A 14347-nucleotide genomic window follows, 5' to 3' on the forward strand; every position below is an offset into this window, starting at 1 on the left:
GTCAATGAACTTTTCCGCGTTAGCGGCTGTGGAGAATATCGGAGTCGAACCGATGACCTCCTGCGTGCAAGGCAGGCGCTCTAGCCAGCTGAGCTAATCCCCCGTTCTATTTAGTGGACAGTTAACAGTTTTCAGTTAACAGTACTTCAAACGGTCACTCAACCTCTAAAATTTCCTTAAACAAGCTAAACAAAGTAGTCCCGCCCAGACTCGAACTGGGGACCCCTACATTATCAGTGTAGTACTCTAACCAGCTGAGCTACGAGACTCTGTATTTTGCTTATTATAATATTTGAACTAACAGCGAGAGTAATTGAATTTCTAATTTAAGGTCTAGTCCTTTTTATCGTCTCTAGAAAGGAGGTGTTCCAGCCGCACCTTCCGGTACGGCTACCTTGTTACGACTTAGCCCCAGTTACTAGTTTTACCCTAGGCAGCTCCTTACGGTCACCGACTTCAGGTACCCCCAGCTTCCATGGCTTGACGGGCGGTGTGTACAAGGCCCGGGAACGTATTCACCGGATCATGGCTGATATCCGATTACTAGCGATTCCAGCTTCACGGAGTCGAGTTGCAGACTCCGATCCGAACTGAGAACGGTTTTGTAGATTCGCTCCTGGTCACCCAGTGGCTGCTCTCTGTACCGTCCATTGTAGCACGTGTGTAGCCCAAGGCGTAAGGGCCGTGATGATTTGACGTCATCCCCACCTTCCTCACAGTTTACACTGGCAGTCTTGTTAGAGTTCCCGACTTGACTCGCTGGCAACTAACAACAGGGGTTGCGCTCGTTATAGGACTTAACCTGACACCTCACGGCACGAGCTGACGACAACCATGCAGCACCTTGTAAATTGTCTTGCGAAAGATCTGTTTCCAAACCGGTCAATCTACATTTAAGCCTTGGTAAGGTTCCTCGCGTATCATCGAATTAAACCACATGCTCCACCGCTTGTGCGGGCCCCCGTCAATTCCTTTGAGTTTCATTCTTGCGAACGTACTCCCCAGGTGGGATACTTATCACTTTCGCTTAGCCACTCAGATTGCTCCGAACAGCTAGTATCCATCGTTTACGGCGTGGACTACCAGGGTATCTAATCCTGTTCGCTCCCCACGCTTTCGTCCATCAGCGTCAATCCATTAGTAGTAACCTGCCTTCGCAATTGGTATTCCATGTAATATCTAAGCATTTCACCGCTACACTACATATTCTAGTTACTTCCTAATAATTCAAGTCTGACAGTATCAATGGCCGTTCCATCGTTGAGCGATGGGCTTTCACCACTGACTTATCAAACCGCCTACGGACCCTTTAAACCCAATGATTCCGGATAACGCTTGGATCCTCCGTATTACCGCGGCTGCTGGCACGGAGTTAGCCGATCCTTATTCTTACGGTACCGTCAAGCTCCTACACGTAGGAGTGTTTCTTCCCGTACAAAAGCAGTTTACACACCATAGATGCGTCTTCCTGCACGCGGCATGGCTGGATCAGGCTTGCGCCCATTGTCCAATATTCCTCACTGCTGCCTCCCGTAGGAGTCTGGTCCGTGTCTCAGTACCAGTGTGGGGGATCTCCCTCTCAGGACCCCTACCTATCGTAGCCATGGTAAGCCGTTACCTTACCATCTAGCTAATAGGACGCATGCCCATCTTTTACCGTTGGAACTTTAGTAATCAAGTGATGCCACTTAAATACACCATGGGGCATTAATCCAAATTTCTCTGGGCTATTCCCCTGTAAAAGGTAGGTTGCATACGCGTTACGCACCCGTGCGCCGGTCTCAGATATTGCTACCTTACCCCTCGACTTGCATGTGTTAGGCCTGCCGCTAGCGTTCATCCTGAGCCAGGATCAAACTCTTCATCGTATATTGTTATGCTGATATCGCTATCTGCATCGTAATTTAGACAAAGGCTAGGCTTTTTCAAATCTTTCGATTCTCTTACTCTCTTTTATTTGTTTTAAACATCACTGCTTAAAACGGCTGTCAATTCAATATGTCTATGAACGTGTTCTTCTTTTTTAATACCGCTTTCATTCTCAAAGCGGGTGCAAAAGTAATTATTCTTTTCTAACTAACAAGGCTTTTTAAAATTATTTTTGAATTATTTTAATTCCTTCGTTTTTTCAGTCTTCAATGAACTTTTCCTCTCTTGCGGGGTGCAAATATAAGAACTCTATTTCTTTCAATCCAAATAAAATTTGCCCTTTTTTCCATCTTTTTTTAAGATGTTGATAACTTGTGTTTTACAATTACCATTCGTCGAGTACTACTAAAAACTACTTCCTGATGAAAACCAAAAGTCATCACTAGCCCCGATAGTAGTGGCATCCTTTTTCCTTTTTTAAAGGAAAAAGATAGAACGGATAGCGGGAGCATATGCTCTTAAAGAATACTGACTTGGTGCTTCTGGTATTTAAAAAGTTATTTTTGGAGAGTTTGAGCTTTTTTCTCCCAGAAACTATATAGCTGGTCTATATCAACTGGATTAGCTGGTACTTGAGGAACTAATCGGCCTCTCAGAAAAGCTCTATCTAGAATGGTTTCTATCAAGAAGTCTTCGTTAACTTCATAGGGAGCGTATTTTGTTTTGAGATTGATATCAAATAATCTTGCGGTATTATTGGACCAAAAGGCTTTCCATCCGCTTTTATAGTCTTTGATAAGCTCGAAAGTTGTATAACCTGTTTGGCGATGGATTAATTTGACTAATATTTGTCCTTGTTTTCTGGAAAGTTTTTTGAGTTGTCCTGTGAATTCGTTCTCCATATAGTCTTCTACTATTTTGAAGTATTTCTTTTTTTCTCTTTTAGATTGCAACTTATCCATATTCTTATTCAACACTGTCAATCTTTCTGCGGCTACTCTTGCTAGAGGATAAACCTTATAGACTCTGTTTTGAAGTAATTGAAATTCCTTTAGTTCAGCAGCGTTTAGTCTATGTTTATAAACAACCACTTCTTCTAGAGGGACAATCGTATCGTTTTCGTCTTTAACCACCTCTTTTTTAATAGAATCGTTAGTTATTTGTCCTTTTGAAGTGAAGGAAATAGTAAAGAAAAAAAAGAAATAAATTAACTTTTTACTCATGATTTTAAAATTGCTGTTTTGGTAATCTTGAATCTTTGATTTCATAGTTATAGATTGTTAAGGTAAAAATATATAATATCCCTATCAACTCTAATGCCAAATTTATATTTTAGCAAAAAAAATATTTATGGCAGCAAAATCAATATTGACAAAATCATCACTTTCTTTCCTCGAAACCTATTTAAATAATGCCTCTCCAACGGGTTATGAATCGAATGGTCAAAAGATTTGGATGAACTATTTAAAACCTTATGTAGATACATTTATTACTGATACTTATGGATCTGCTGTGGGTGTTATTAATCCTGATGCCAAATATAAAGTGGTAATAGAAGGTCATTCTGATGAAATTTCATGGTATGTTAATTATATTACTTCTGACGGTCTTATATATGTTATAAGAAATGGTGGTTCTGATCATCAAATTGCGCCTTCTAAAAGGGTAAACATTCATACTAAAAATGGTATTGTAAAGGGAGTATTTGGTTGGCCTGCTATTCATACTAGAAATCGAGGTAAAGAAGAATCAGCTACATTGCACAACATTTTTATTGATTGTGGATGTTCTACCAAAGAAGAAGTTGAAAAATTAGGGGTTCATGTAGGCTGCGTGATTACCTATCCGGATGAATTTATGATTTTGAATGGCAACAAATTTGTTTGTCGAGCTATTGATAACAGAATGGGTGGTTTTATGATTGCTGAAGTAGCTAGGCTTTTAAAAGAAAATAAAAAGAAATTACCTTTTGGTTTGTATATTACTAATTCCGTTCAAGAAGAAATTGGTCTTAGAGGTGCCGAAATGATTACCAATACCATCAAACCTAATGTTGCCATTATCACTGATGTTTGTCACGACACAACCACCCCGATGATTGAGAAAAAAATTGAAGGTGATTTACAAATGGGCAAAGGACCTGTAATTGCTTATGCTCCAGCGGTACATAATACTTTAAGAGATTTGATTGTTTCAACAGCTGAAAATAATAAAATCCCTTTTCAACGTCATGCCACTTCTAGAGCAACAGGAACTGACACTGATGCATTTGCTTATAGTAACGGTGGTGTAGCTTCTGCTTTAATTTCATTACCGCTACGTTATATGCATACCACTGTTGAGATGGTTCATAGAGAAGATGTTGAAAACGTAATTAAATTAATTTACGAAAGTTTACAAAAAATAGAAAACAACGATTCGTTTTCCTATTTCAAATAATTCCAAAAAAAAAGCATCCCAATCAAATTGGGATGCTTTTAACTTTCGCATGGCTGCGAAAGCAATCAACCTAAACTTATAATTTTAAATCTACAGTAATTGCCAAATTGTTATTTGACACTTTGGTACTTTTTACTGAACGATTGATTTTGTCAAAATTTAGTGGATATACTTCATTACTAATAGCACTTTCAATGATTTGATTGTCCTCTGTAATTTGGTCCACAACTGTTGAAGCAATTGTTATTGGCTGAATACTTACTTCATTAGTTTCAATAATCAATTTGTCTTCAGTAATAACTTCTTCTTCCGTTTTGATGTAAGTTGTTTTAAGAACAGTATTTGGATTAAAAATTACTGTGTCTTCTGCGGTGTTTTCTCCTCTAGTGTTTACTGCTTCATTTACACAAGCTAACTGATTTTGTTGAGCGATGTCTACGTTCAAAGTAGTTACTTCTTGTTGGTTTAAATCTTGAGTTTTAAACTCATTTGTTGCTTTTGCATTTGTAGTGAAAGTTAAAGCAACTAGTCCTAAAAAAATAATTGTTGATTTCATAATGATTGATTTTTTATTGATGATGATTATATTGTTATTAATATCCTATGCAAATATATATCTAAAAACAAGTATCTTGTATTGCATAGTACTTATATTTAACAAAATTTTAACTTTTAGTAAATCGCATCTATTTGATTTTAAGGAAAAAGCACCGATTGAATTATCAATCGGTGCTTCTAGATTCTTTTAGACTTGATTCAGATAGTCCAAAGCTTCTTGTGATTTGGAGAACTCTGCATATTGTTTTGCTGTTCGTCCTCTTTCATCTTGTTTGTCTTTATCTGCTCCTTTTGCTATTAAATATTTAAGAATATCAACTTTGTTATAGCGAGCAGCAAACATTAATGGTGTTAAACCATTTGACATTTCATTTACATCGGCTCCGTACTCAATGAATTTTTTAACAGTTGCTAAATCTCCTTTATAAATAGCTGTGCATAAAGGGGTGTTGTCATAATTCACAACTTCTTTTGAAATTGGAAAAGTTGTCACATTAGATGCTAATGAAACATTAGCGAAAGCTACTAGAGCTAAACCTGCAAAAATGATTGTTTTCTTCATGATGATTGATTTTAAAAGTTATTGATTAACGAGTAAGACGATAGCCAACTAATTTTCGTTACAACAAGAAATTAACAATAACATTTATTTAACATAAGGCATAAAAAAAGCCACGCATAACGTGGCACTAGTTAGTATTATTATCTTCATTTAGGATTTTAGAAACTGTAAAACGTTATTCTCAATGCGTTCATATATATTAGTAATATCAGCTTTGATAAAGTTTTCTCCAAGAATGTTTTCATATAATTCGATGTAGCGTTCTGAAACAGACTCTATGTATTCATCTGTCATATTGGGAATTTGTTGCCCTTGTTTACCTTGGAATCCATTTTCAATTAACCATCTACGAACAAATTCTTTGGATAATTGCTTTTGTTCTTCTCCTCTATCTTGTCTTTCTTGATAGCCTTCTGCATAGAAATATCGAGAAGAATCGGGAGTGTGGATCTCATCTATTAAAACTATTTTACCTTCTTTGGTTTTACCAAATTCATATTTCGTATCTACTAAAATCAAACCTCTGCTAGCTGCAATTTCTGTTCCTCGTTGGTAAAGGGCTCTTGTATATTTTTCTAATATCAAATAGTCTTCTTCAGAGACAATACCTTTTTCTAAAATAGCTTCACGCGAAATATCTTCATCATGGGAACCATTATCCGCTTTAGTGGTTGGGGTTATAATTGGGGTTGGGAACTGATCATTTTCTTTTAGTCCATCAGGCATGTTTACTCCACAAATAATTCTTTTTCCTAAAGCATACTCACGAGCTGCATGACCTGAAAGATAACCTCTTATCACCATTTCAACTTTAAACGGTTCACAAAGATGTCCAATTGCAACATTAGGATCAGGTGTTGCAATAAGCCAATTAGGCACAATGTCTTGTGTGAGATGCATGAACTTCGTAGCGATTTGATTTAGAATTTGCCCTTTATAAGGAATGCCTTTGGGTAAAACGACATCAAAAGCGGAAAGTCTATCTGTGGCTATCATAACTAAAAGTTCGTCATTGATATTATAGACTTCACGGACTTTGCCTCGATAAACGGATTTCTGTTTAGGGAAATGAAAATTGGTTGTAGTTATTGTATTCATTATATAGTGTTGTTGTTAGTGCAAAAATAGGGATTTGAGATTAGTTTTTTAGATAACAATTGAAAATAAAAAACAAACCCTGCCAAGTTAAATTTGACAGGGTTTGTTATTGAAACAACATTTATTTAATAGTCATTATTCTCAATACTCTTATACGCATCAATCACTTTCTTAACTAATCTATGACGCACGATATCTTTGTCATCTAGGTAAATGATTCCGATACCTTCTACATCTTTCAAAACTAGTATGGCTTCTTTCAAACCTGAGATGGTTCTTCTTGGTAAATCTACCTGACCCGGATCACCAGTAATGATGAACTTGGCATTTTTACCCATACGCGTTAAGAACATCTTCATTTGCGAATGCGTAGTGTTTTGTGCTTCATCCAAAATTACGAAAGCATTGTCTAAGGTTCTTCCACGCATGAAAGCTAGTGGTGCAATTTGTATGATTCCTTTTAGTAGATAATCTTCCAAAGTTTGTGGTGGCAACATATCGCGCAAAGCATCATACAAAGGCTGCATGTAAGGATCTAGCTTTTCTTTCATATCCCCTGGTAAAAACCCTAAATTTTCCCCAGCTTCCACAGCAGGACGTGTTAAGATAATTCGTTTTACTTGTTTTTCTTTTAATGCCTTTACTGCTAAAGCTACTCCTGTATAAGTCTTTCCAGTTCCAGCTGGACCAACAGCGAATACCATATCGTTTTTGGCAACAAAATCAACTAGCTTTTGTTGGTTAGGAGTCATAGCTTTAATCAGCTTTCCTCCTATTCCGTGAACTAAGATTTTATCACTGTCTGGCATACGTTGCTCTTCGTGAGAATTGCTATGAATGACTCGATCAATTACATTGTCATCAATATTGTTGTACCGCGTAAAATGCAACATCAAGCGATTAAAACGATTTTCAAACTCATCGAGTTCTTCTTTTTCGCCAAACGCCTTTAGAGTTGTGCCACGAGCGACAATTTTGAGTTTAGGATAGTACCTTTTAATAGTTTCAAGATGGGTATCTTGAGCGCCCCAAAATTCTTTTGGAGCAATGTCGTGTAATTCAATGATACGTTCGTTCAAAAGCGGGAGTATTAAATTAAAATAATTCGCTATATATTGTTAGCTTTGTATCCAAATTTAATCAATTAAAAGAATAGCTTTTACTATTTTTGGAACCGATTTCAACCAAGTTATAAACAATCTATGTCAATAATTACCTTAACGACCGATTATGGAGTAAAAGACCACTTTGTTGGGGCTTTAAAAGGTAAATTATTATCAGAGTTTCCAGAAGCTACTATCATTGACATTTCTCATAATATTGATCCCTTTAATGTTGCTGAAACGGCTTATGTGATTAATGCCGCCTACAGTAGTTTCCCCAAAGGAACGGTGCATTTAATAGGAGTAGATATCGAAATCAATCCAGAAACACCACAACACATTGCCATGCAATGGAACAACCAGTATTTCGTTTGTGCTGATAATGGGATTTTGAGCATGCTGATTCAAAAAATAGTACCACAGAAATTAGTGGCCATTAATATTCATGATAGATTGCCCAGTGATGCTACCGAATTGGATGTATTCGTTAAAGTAGCCTGTCATTTAGCTAAAGGAGGATTGCCTAACGTTATTGGTAAAGAAATCAAAGCTATTAAAGAAGTAACCGAGTTGCAACCCATTAGCTCCGACAACCAAATTAAAGGGTATGTCATTTATACCGATCATTTGGGCAATGTGGTAACTAATATTTCTAAGAAGCTGTTTTTAGAAATTGGCAAAACACGTCCTTATGAGATTAAGTTTAAAAACAAAAACATCAAAACCATCTTCTCCAAATACTCGGATATCGGACTTTCAGAACAATATCCATTAAAAGATTATGAAGGACAGAAATTGGCCATTTTTAATGAAGCTGGTTTTTTAGAGATTGCCATTTTTAGAAGTAATCCAGAAACCGTAGGTTCCGCAGCCAGTTTATTAGGATTGAATTATAGAGATGTGGTTACGATTGAGTTTAGGAATTAGAAGCAAGAAGCAAGAGAAAAGAATATAGAGAAGAGCAATTATGTTTGTTAGAATAGTTAAAATGAGTTTTCACCAAGAACATATTCCGAAATTTTTGGAAAATTTTGACGTGATGAAAGAAAAGATAAGAGGCGCACAAGGCAATCAGTTGCTAGAATTGTACCAAGACAAAGATAATCCGTGCGTGTTCTTTACTTATAGCTATTGGGACACCGAAGAAGACTTGGAAAACTATCGCCGTTCGGAATTGTTTTATGAGGTGTGGACGTTTACCAAACAACTCTTTAACGAAAAACCAGAAGCATGGAGTGTAGACAAGGTAGTTACACTACCATAAGAATTACGAATTAGAAATTACGAATTACGAAAAAACAGATATTAATGAAATCAATAGCGTTACGCGAAATAAAATCCTTCTTTGGTTCTCCTATTGGATACCTGGTGATTGGGATATTTCTCTTGCTCAATGGGTTGTTCCTTTGGGTTTTTGATGGCGAATACAACATCTTGCAAAGTGGTTTTGCGGATTTGAGTCCGTTTTTTACTTTGGCTCCTTGGATTTTGATTTTCTTAATACCAGCGGTAACCATGCGTAGTTTTTCGGATGAAAAAAAACAAGGCACTATAGAGTTGTTGTTAACCAAGCCTTTATCGCTTTGGCAAATAGTAAGCGGGAAATTTTTAGGTTCGTTTCTTTTGATTGTCATTGCACTACTTCCCACTTTGGTATACGTATACGTTATTTATGGTTTAGGAATGCCCGAAGGTAATATCGATATGGGCAGCACGATGGGGTCTTATTTTGGATTGTTGTTTTTAATAAGTGCTTACACCGCTATTGGGATTTTTACTTCTACCCTATCTGAAAATCAAATTGTGGCTTTCTTGTTATCGGTGTTTTTGTGTTTTCTTTTTTACTTTGGGTTTGAAGGCATTTCCACTTATGTTAAAAGTTTTGAAGATGCTGTGGCCCGAATTGGAATGGATTATCATTTCAAAAGTATGTCACGCGGTGTTATAGATACCAGAGACATTCTCTATTTTGTGAGTGTCGCCTTTTTGTTCTTGTCCTTTACTGTTTTTAAACTTAAATCTTTGAAATCGTAATGAGCACCACTAAAAATAACTTCAAAAGAATACTAGTTACTATTGCCATTATAGTACTATTGAACATAGCTGGTCATTTCGTATTCCATCGTTTTGATTTGACGGCAGACAAACGGTATACCCTTTCGGAAACTTCGCTGAACATTGTTGGCAAGGTTAAAGAACCTTTATATATAGATGTCTTTCTAGAAGGAGAGTTTCCGGGAGAATTTAAGAAACTACAAACCGAGACACAGCAATTACTAGAGGAATATAAAGCTCAAAATTCCAACATCATCTTTCAATTTGTAAATCCTTTAGAAAACGAAGACGACAAAGACAAAACCATGCAATCGTTTTTAGAGCGTGGTATGACTCCTGTTAATGTTACCGTAAATGATAAAGGACAACAAACTCAAGAAGTGGTTTTCCCTTGGGCGGTGGCTACTTGTGGCAATCGCTCGGTGAAAGTGCCTTTGTTGAAAAATATGATGGGGGCTTCAACGGCACAAAAAGTCGTGAGTTCTGTGCAACACTTAGAGTATGCTTTCGCCAATGCTATCAATACGGTTTCTAGAGTCAAACAAAAGAAAGTAGCGGTTATTCAAGGCAACGGTGAATTGCACGATGCTTTAATGGCTGATTTTATTAAATCGGTTAAAGACAACTATTACATTGGTCCTTTTACTTTGGATTCAGTGGCTAAAAGTCCGGTAGAGAGTTTGAAATACCTTAAGAAGTATGACTTAGCTATCATAGCGAAACCAACAGAAGCGTTTACCGATGAAGAAAAACAAGTGCTTGACCAATTTATAATTCACGGAGGTAAAACCTTGTGGCTAGTAGATCAAGTGAATATGGAAATGGACAGTTTGTATAACGAGTCAGGTGCTAATTTAGCCTTTCCTAGAGATTTGAACTTAAATGATATGTTCTTCAAATACGGCGTTAGAATCCGACCTGATTTGATTTTTGATTTGCAAAATACTCCAATCGCTCTCGCAACTGGAGGTCAAGGAAGTGCTACTCAATACACGCAATATCCTTGGTTTTATTCACCCATGATTTATCCGGAATTGCATTCTAAGAATCCTATTGTTAGTAATCTTGACGGCATCAAATTTGAGTTTGCCAGTCCGATTGAACCTTTGAAGAATCCTATTAAGAAAACGGTATTATTACAATCGTCTCAATATTCTAAGTTAGTTGGAACACCTGCGGAAGTGAATTTAAAAGTAGTTTCTCAAAGACCCGATGCTAAAGACTTCACAGGTACTGGAAACTATCCTGTAGCAGTTTTATTAGAAGGTCAATTTCATTCGGTTTATGAGAATCGCGTGTTGCCTTTTAAAGATGGCACTTTTAAAACCACAGACAAATCTGGAAAAATGATTATCGTTTCCGATGGTGATGTCATCAAAAACCAGTTGGACAAAAACTTGCAACCGTTAGAACTAGGGTATGATAAATGGACCAATAACTTGTATGCCAACAAAGAATTCATGATGAATTGCGTCAATTATTTATTGGATGACAACGGACTTATCAACATTAGAAGCAAAGAAGTGAATTTGCCTATTTTAGACAAAGAAAAAGTCTATGCTTCTTACACGTATTCGCAGGTCATAACTGTAGCAGTTCCAATAGTTATTCTATTGTTATTTGGAGTAGCATTCACCTTTTTGCGCAAGCGAAAGTATAGTAAGTAATGTTAATAAAAAACTTTTTGAAATCTGTTAGTTTAAGATATATTTGTAAAAAATAAATAAAATGAAGTTTATAGTATCGAGTTCCTACTTATTAAAACAACTACAAGTTTTAGGTAGCGTTATCAACAGTAGTAATACTTTACCTATTTTAGATAATTTTCTTTTCGAATTAGACCATAAAAACTTAACGGTTTCTGCTTCTGATTTAGAGACTACCATGTCGGCTACTTTAGAAATTGATTCTACTAGCAAAGGAAGTGTTGCTGTTCCTGCGAAATTGTTATTAGACATTCTAAAAACATTTCCAGAGCAACCGTTAACTTTCACGGTAGAAGAAAACAGCACTATTGAAATCAGTTCGAATTCAGGGAAATATGCTATTGCTTATGCTCCTGGTGAAGAATTTCCAAAATCTGTAAGTTTAGACAATCCTTCTTCTACTGTAGTAGCCTCAGATGTATTGGCTACCGCTATCGGAAAAACCATCTTTGCTGCTGGTAATGATGATTTAAGACCTGTAATGAGCGGCGTATTTTTCCAATTCTCTCCAGAAGGGTTAATCTTTGTAGCTACCGATGCGCACAAACTAGTAAAATATACTCGCACCGATGTAAAAGCATCACAAGTGGCGGATTTCATCATGCCAAAGAAACCTTTGAACATTTTGAAAAGCATCTTAGGAACTTCCGATTCTGATGTTACTATCGAATACAATGATTCTAATGCGACGTTCTCTTTTGATAGTTATGTTTTGACTTGTCGTTTGATTGATGGAAAATATCCAAACTACGAAGCGGTGATTCCAAAAGAAAACCCAAATAAATTAATGATTAACCGTGTCTTGTTATTGAACTCTGTGCGACGTGTTGCCATTTTCTCTAACAAAACTACCCACCAAATTCGTTTGAAAATTGCAGGTGCCGAATTGAACATCTCTGCGGAAGATATTGATTACTCCAACAAAGCAGAAGAAAGATTGACTTGTGATTATCAAGGCGATGATATGCAAATTGGCTTTAACTCTCGTTTCTTATCGGAGATGTTGACTAATTTAACTTCTGACGAAATCATGTTAGAAATGTCAATGCCTAATCGCGCTGGAATCTTAACTCCTATAGATGGATTAGATGAAGGCGAAACTGTTACTATGCTTGTTATGCCAGTAATGTTAAACAACTAATATAAACTAACCTTTATACCGGAGAACCGTAATTTCGAAAGAAGTTGCGGTTTTTTTATTGCTGTTACCATCAAAATAGCACTTATCAGTTAATGTTGCAACTTTTATATTTTTTCTTATATTTGAAAACCTAACAATTATAAAACTAACAAAACATGAAGAAAAACGTATTGGCAGGATTAGTATGTCTTGCTATTGGAATGAGCGCTACCGCTCAAAAACTAGGCAGCTTTGGTGCCGATTTAGCTAAAAAATCAGTATTCGGAAAAGAAATTAGAGTTCCTTACACCGATATGACTAGCTATTATGGATTTATCAAACCAGGATCAAAACCAGATGAAGTAAAAGCAGGAAAAAAAATGTACTATATCTACGTTTGGATTCCGGTTGCTGCACCAGAAATTGGTATTAGAATGATTTCTCCAGTGCCAGAAGGCATGTCACCCTCTGATAAAGATTACAAATCGGCTGATTACACTGCTAATGCTGCCGATACTAAGAGTTTCTTTGACACTTGGGTAACTTTTGAAAGAGCCGATCTTATTTTTAAAATTGAAGATATCGCTTCAAAAGTTAAAACGACATCTTGGACAAAATATGAAACCAATGATGATTCGTCTGAAATGCCAGCTCAACCTTCTGGTAGCAAATACAACTCTTTGATGAGAATTACCAGCGACACGTCTAACCCTTCTAAATCATTAGTAATGGGATTATACAGAATAGGTTTCACAACATACAAAACAGGTGAAGTACAAGGAAGTTTCTTAGCGCAATTAGGAGCTCCTATTAAACTCCCTGGAGTTCAAGTGGCGGTTAACCCAGCTGAAATTAAAAAACAATAATTTAGTTTTAAATAAAATGAAAAAGCCCCAAGGAGTTGGGGCTTTTTTTATTCGTGTAACGCCAATATCGGTGTTTTTAAATGATAAGACAATTGTTGTGTAGTAGTATTGGTAAAGAGTTCCACAAAGAAGTTTCGTTTGTAGGTCAACATGGCTTGGATATCCACATCTTGATTCAACAAGAAATCTTCTATGGTTTCTTTTACGTTCTCATTAGGAATGATAAAGAATTGCAACTCTTTTTCGGCCTCAAAGTGCGCTTCCCATTTTTTAATCATTTCGTCTGACACATCAGAATCAGGTGTTTTTACATACAAGCATTTTACTTTTGCATTCATTTTTTTGGCAAAAAGCAACACCTTAACGAGTGCTTCAATATCTTTATCTCTAAAGCGTGTAGTAAAAGCTATGGTTTCAATTTTTTTGAATTGGGCTTCTACCGGAACACTCAAAACGGGAACGGATACATTAGAAATTACAGCGCTGGTATTTGTTCCTATAAAAGAGTCTAACCATCCCGAAGCCCCTTTGGTACCCATAACCACAAAATCGATGTTTTCTTGTTGGATTACTTTTTTGATGTTGTAAACCAAGTCCCCATCCATCAAAATATGACTCATTGCGATGTGTCCCAAGTTTCTTTCTTCGGCTAAGGCTCTTAATCTGGGCATGACTTCTTTGAAGTGCTCAAAATTAGCCAACTCAATCGTATCATAAATCACAGAATAATTAATAGGCATCGCCTGACTATCCACTATAGGCAAATCAAACGTGTGTAATAACACCAACTCTGATTTAAACAACTTCGCCATCTCTAAGGCATAGATAAAAGCATTATCTGAAGTTTTAGAAAAGTCTAACGGTAAAAGAATCTTTTTCATGGTAATGGAATTTATATCTACTCAAAATTACGTCTAAACCACCAAAAACAATATGATATATATCAGATTATAAATTATTTAACACGAATA

General features: G+C 36.4%; 13 protein-coding genes, 2 tRNA genes and 1 rRNA gene. 7 read left to right on the forward strand and 9 right to left on the reverse strand.

Features of this window, described 5'->3' with window-relative positions:
* Positions 1 to 29 precede the first annotated feature (29 nt).
* The 4 genes from OLM53_RS05850 to OLM53_RS05865 form a co-directional block, all read right to left on the reverse strand.
* A tRNA-Ala gene (locus OLM53_RS05850) sits at positions 30 to 103 on the reverse strand.
* A 92-nt stretch (positions 104 to 195) separates the two neighbouring features.
* Positions 196 to 269 (reverse strand) — tRNA-Ile (locus tag OLM53_RS05855).
* 87 nt (positions 270 to 356) lie between these two features.
* Positions 357 to 1868: ribosomal RNA gene (locus OLM53_RS05860) — 16S ribosomal RNA — on the reverse strand.
* 558 nt (positions 1869 to 2426) lie between these two features.
* Positions 2427 to 3137, reverse strand: a complete 711-nt coding sequence (locus tag OLM53_RS05865; protein WP_264522105.1) for a DUF4294 domain-containing protein — start codon at positions 3135 to 3137, stop codon at positions 2427 to 2429.
* A gap of 82 nt (positions 3138 to 3219) precedes the next feature.
* Here OLM53_RS05865 and OLM53_RS05870 point away from each other — a divergent pair, with 82 nt between their 5' ends.
* Positions 3220 to 4308, forward strand: a complete 1089-nt coding sequence (locus OLM53_RS05870) for a M42 family metallopeptidase (RefSeq protein WP_264522106.1) — start codon at positions 3220 to 3222, stop codon at positions 4306 to 4308.
* Between the two features lie 76 nt (positions 4309 to 4384).
* Here the strand turns inward: OLM53_RS05870 and OLM53_RS05875 are convergent, their stop codons facing one another.
* The 4 genes from OLM53_RS05875 to OLM53_RS05890 all read right to left on the reverse strand — a co-directional run bounded on the left by OLM53_RS05875 (position 4385) and on the right by OLM53_RS05890 (position 7605).
* A complete protein-coding gene (locus OLM53_RS05875) occupies positions 4385 to 4864 on the reverse strand; it encodes a hypothetical protein (RefSeq protein WP_264522107.1) in 480 nt (159 codons plus the stop codon).
* Between the two features lie 189 nt (positions 4865 to 5053).
* Entirely contained in the window at positions 5054 to 5428 is a 375-nt protein-coding gene (locus OLM53_RS05880) for an ankyrin repeat domain-containing protein (protein ID WP_264522108.1), read from the reverse strand.
* A 150-nt stretch (positions 5429 to 5578) separates the two neighbouring features.
* On the reverse strand, positions 5579 to 6526 hold the full coding sequence (locus tag OLM53_RS05885) for a phosphoribosylaminoimidazolesuccinocarboxamide synthase (RefSeq protein ID WP_264522109.1): 948 nt from the start codon (positions 6524 to 6526) through the stop codon (positions 5579 to 5581).
* Positions 6527 to 6651: 125 nt separating this feature from the next.
* Positions 6652 to 7605 (reverse strand): PhoH family protein, encoded by a 954-nt coding sequence (locus tag OLM53_RS05890; RefSeq protein WP_264522110.1) that lies wholly within the window; start codon positions 7603 to 7605, stop codon positions 6652 to 6654.
* A gap of 123 nt (positions 7606 to 7728) precedes the next feature.
* Between OLM53_RS05890 and OLM53_RS05895 the strand changes: the two genes are divergently transcribed.
* The 6 genes from OLM53_RS05895 (at position 7729) to OLM53_RS05920 (ending at position 13376) form a co-directional block, all read left to right on the forward strand.
* On the forward strand, positions 7729 to 8556 hold the full coding sequence (locus OLM53_RS05895) for an S-adenosyl-l-methionine hydroxide adenosyltransferase family protein (protein ID WP_264522111.1): 828 nt from the start codon (positions 7729 to 7731) through the stop codon (positions 8554 to 8556).
* A gap of 40 nt (positions 8557 to 8596) precedes the next feature.
* Positions 8597 to 8893: a putative quinol monooxygenase gene (locus tag OLM53_RS05900; protein WP_264522112.1), complete on the forward strand. Its 297-nt coding sequence runs from the start codon at positions 8597 to 8599 to the stop codon at positions 8891 to 8893.
* Between the two features lie 44 nt (positions 8894 to 8937).
* On the forward strand, positions 8938 to 9663 hold the full coding sequence (gene gldF, locus OLM53_RS05905; protein ID WP_264522114.1) for a gliding motility-associated ABC transporter permease subunit GldF: 726 nt from the start codon (positions 8938 to 8940) through the stop codon (positions 9661 to 9663).
* Positions 9663 to 11351 carry a gliding motility-associated ABC transporter substrate-binding protein GldG gene (gene gldG / locus OLM53_RS05910; protein WP_264522115.1) on the forward strand — a complete coding sequence of 563 codons (1689 nt, stop codon included), beginning with the start codon at positions 9663 to 9665 and terminating at the stop codon, positions 11349 to 11351. Before gldF ends, gldG begins: the two co-directional genes overlap by 1 nt.
* A 61-nt stretch (positions 11352 to 11412) precedes the next feature.
* Complete coding sequence (gene dnaN / locus OLM53_RS05915) at positions 11413 to 12531, forward strand: DNA polymerase III subunit beta (RefSeq protein WP_264522116.1); 1119 nt, start codon at positions 11413 to 11415, stop codon at positions 12529 to 12531.
* 155 nt (positions 12532 to 12686) lie between these two features.
* Entirely contained in the window at positions 12687 to 13376 is a 690-nt protein-coding gene (locus OLM53_RS05920; RefSeq protein ID WP_264522117.1) for a Lipl32 family lipoprotein, read from the forward strand.
* Between the two features lie 47 nt (positions 13377 to 13423).
* Here the strand turns inward: OLM53_RS05920 and OLM53_RS05925 are convergent, their stop codons facing one another.
* Positions 13424 to 14257 carry a universal stress protein gene (locus tag OLM53_RS05925; RefSeq protein ID WP_264522118.1) on the reverse strand — a complete coding sequence of 278 codons (834 nt, stop codon included), beginning with the start codon at positions 14255 to 14257 and terminating at the stop codon, positions 13424 to 13426.
* Positions 14258 to 14347: the final 90 nt, after the last annotated feature.

The sequence above is a fragment of the Flavobacterium sp. N1994 genome, from assembly GCF_025947145.1.
Classification (GTDB): domain Bacteria; phylum Bacteroidota; class Bacteroidia; order Flavobacteriales; family Flavobacteriaceae; genus Flavobacterium.

What these genes read in the sequence shown, in the direction of transcription:
- OLM53_RS05885 (WP_264522109.1), bottom strand. Translation starts at nt 6,526, where the DNA reads ATGAATACAATAACTACAACCAATTTTCATTTCCCTAAACAGAAATCC.
- OLM53_RS05870 (WP_264522106.1), top strand. Translation starts at nt 3,220, where the DNA reads ATGGCAGCAAAATCAATATTGACAAAATCATCACTTTCTTTCCTCGAA.
- OLM53_RS05925 (WP_264522118.1), bottom strand. Translation starts at nt 14,257, where the DNA reads ATGAAAAAGATTCTTTTACCGTTAGACTTTTCTAAAACTTCAGATAAT.
- OLM53_RS05895 (WP_264522111.1), top strand. Translation starts at nt 7,729, where the DNA reads ATGTCAATAATTACCTTAACGACCGATTATGGAGTAAAAGACCACTTT.
- OLM53_RS05900 (WP_264522112.1), top strand. Translation starts at nt 8,597, where the DNA reads ATGTTTGTTAGAATAGTTAAAATGAGTTTTCACCAAGAACATATTCCG.
- gldF (WP_264522114.1), top strand. Translation starts at nt 8,938, where the DNA reads ATGAAATCAATAGCGTTACGCGAAATAAAATCCTTCTTTGGTTCTCCT.
- gldG (WP_264522115.1), top strand. Translation starts at nt 9,663, where the DNA reads ATGAGCACCACTAAAAATAACTTCAAAAGAATACTAGTTACTATTGCC.
- dnaN (WP_264522116.1), top strand. Translation starts at nt 11,413, where the DNA reads ATGAAGTTTATAGTATCGAGTTCCTACTTATTAAAACAACTACAAGTT.
- OLM53_RS05920 (WP_264522117.1), top strand. Translation starts at nt 12,687, where the DNA reads ATGAAGAAAAACGTATTGGCAGGATTAGTATGTCTTGCTATTGGAATG.
- OLM53_RS05880 (WP_264522108.1), bottom strand. Translation starts at nt 5,428, where the DNA reads ATGAAGAAAACAATCATTTTTGCAGGTTTAGCTCTAGTAGCTTTCGCT.
- OLM53_RS05875 (WP_264522107.1), bottom strand. Translation starts at nt 4,864, where the DNA reads ATGAAATCAACAATTATTTTTTTAGGACTAGTTGCTTTAACTTTCACT.
- OLM53_RS05865 (WP_264522105.1), bottom strand. Translation starts at nt 3,137, where the DNA reads ATGAAATCAAAGATTCAAGATTACCAAAACAGCAATTTTAAAATCATG.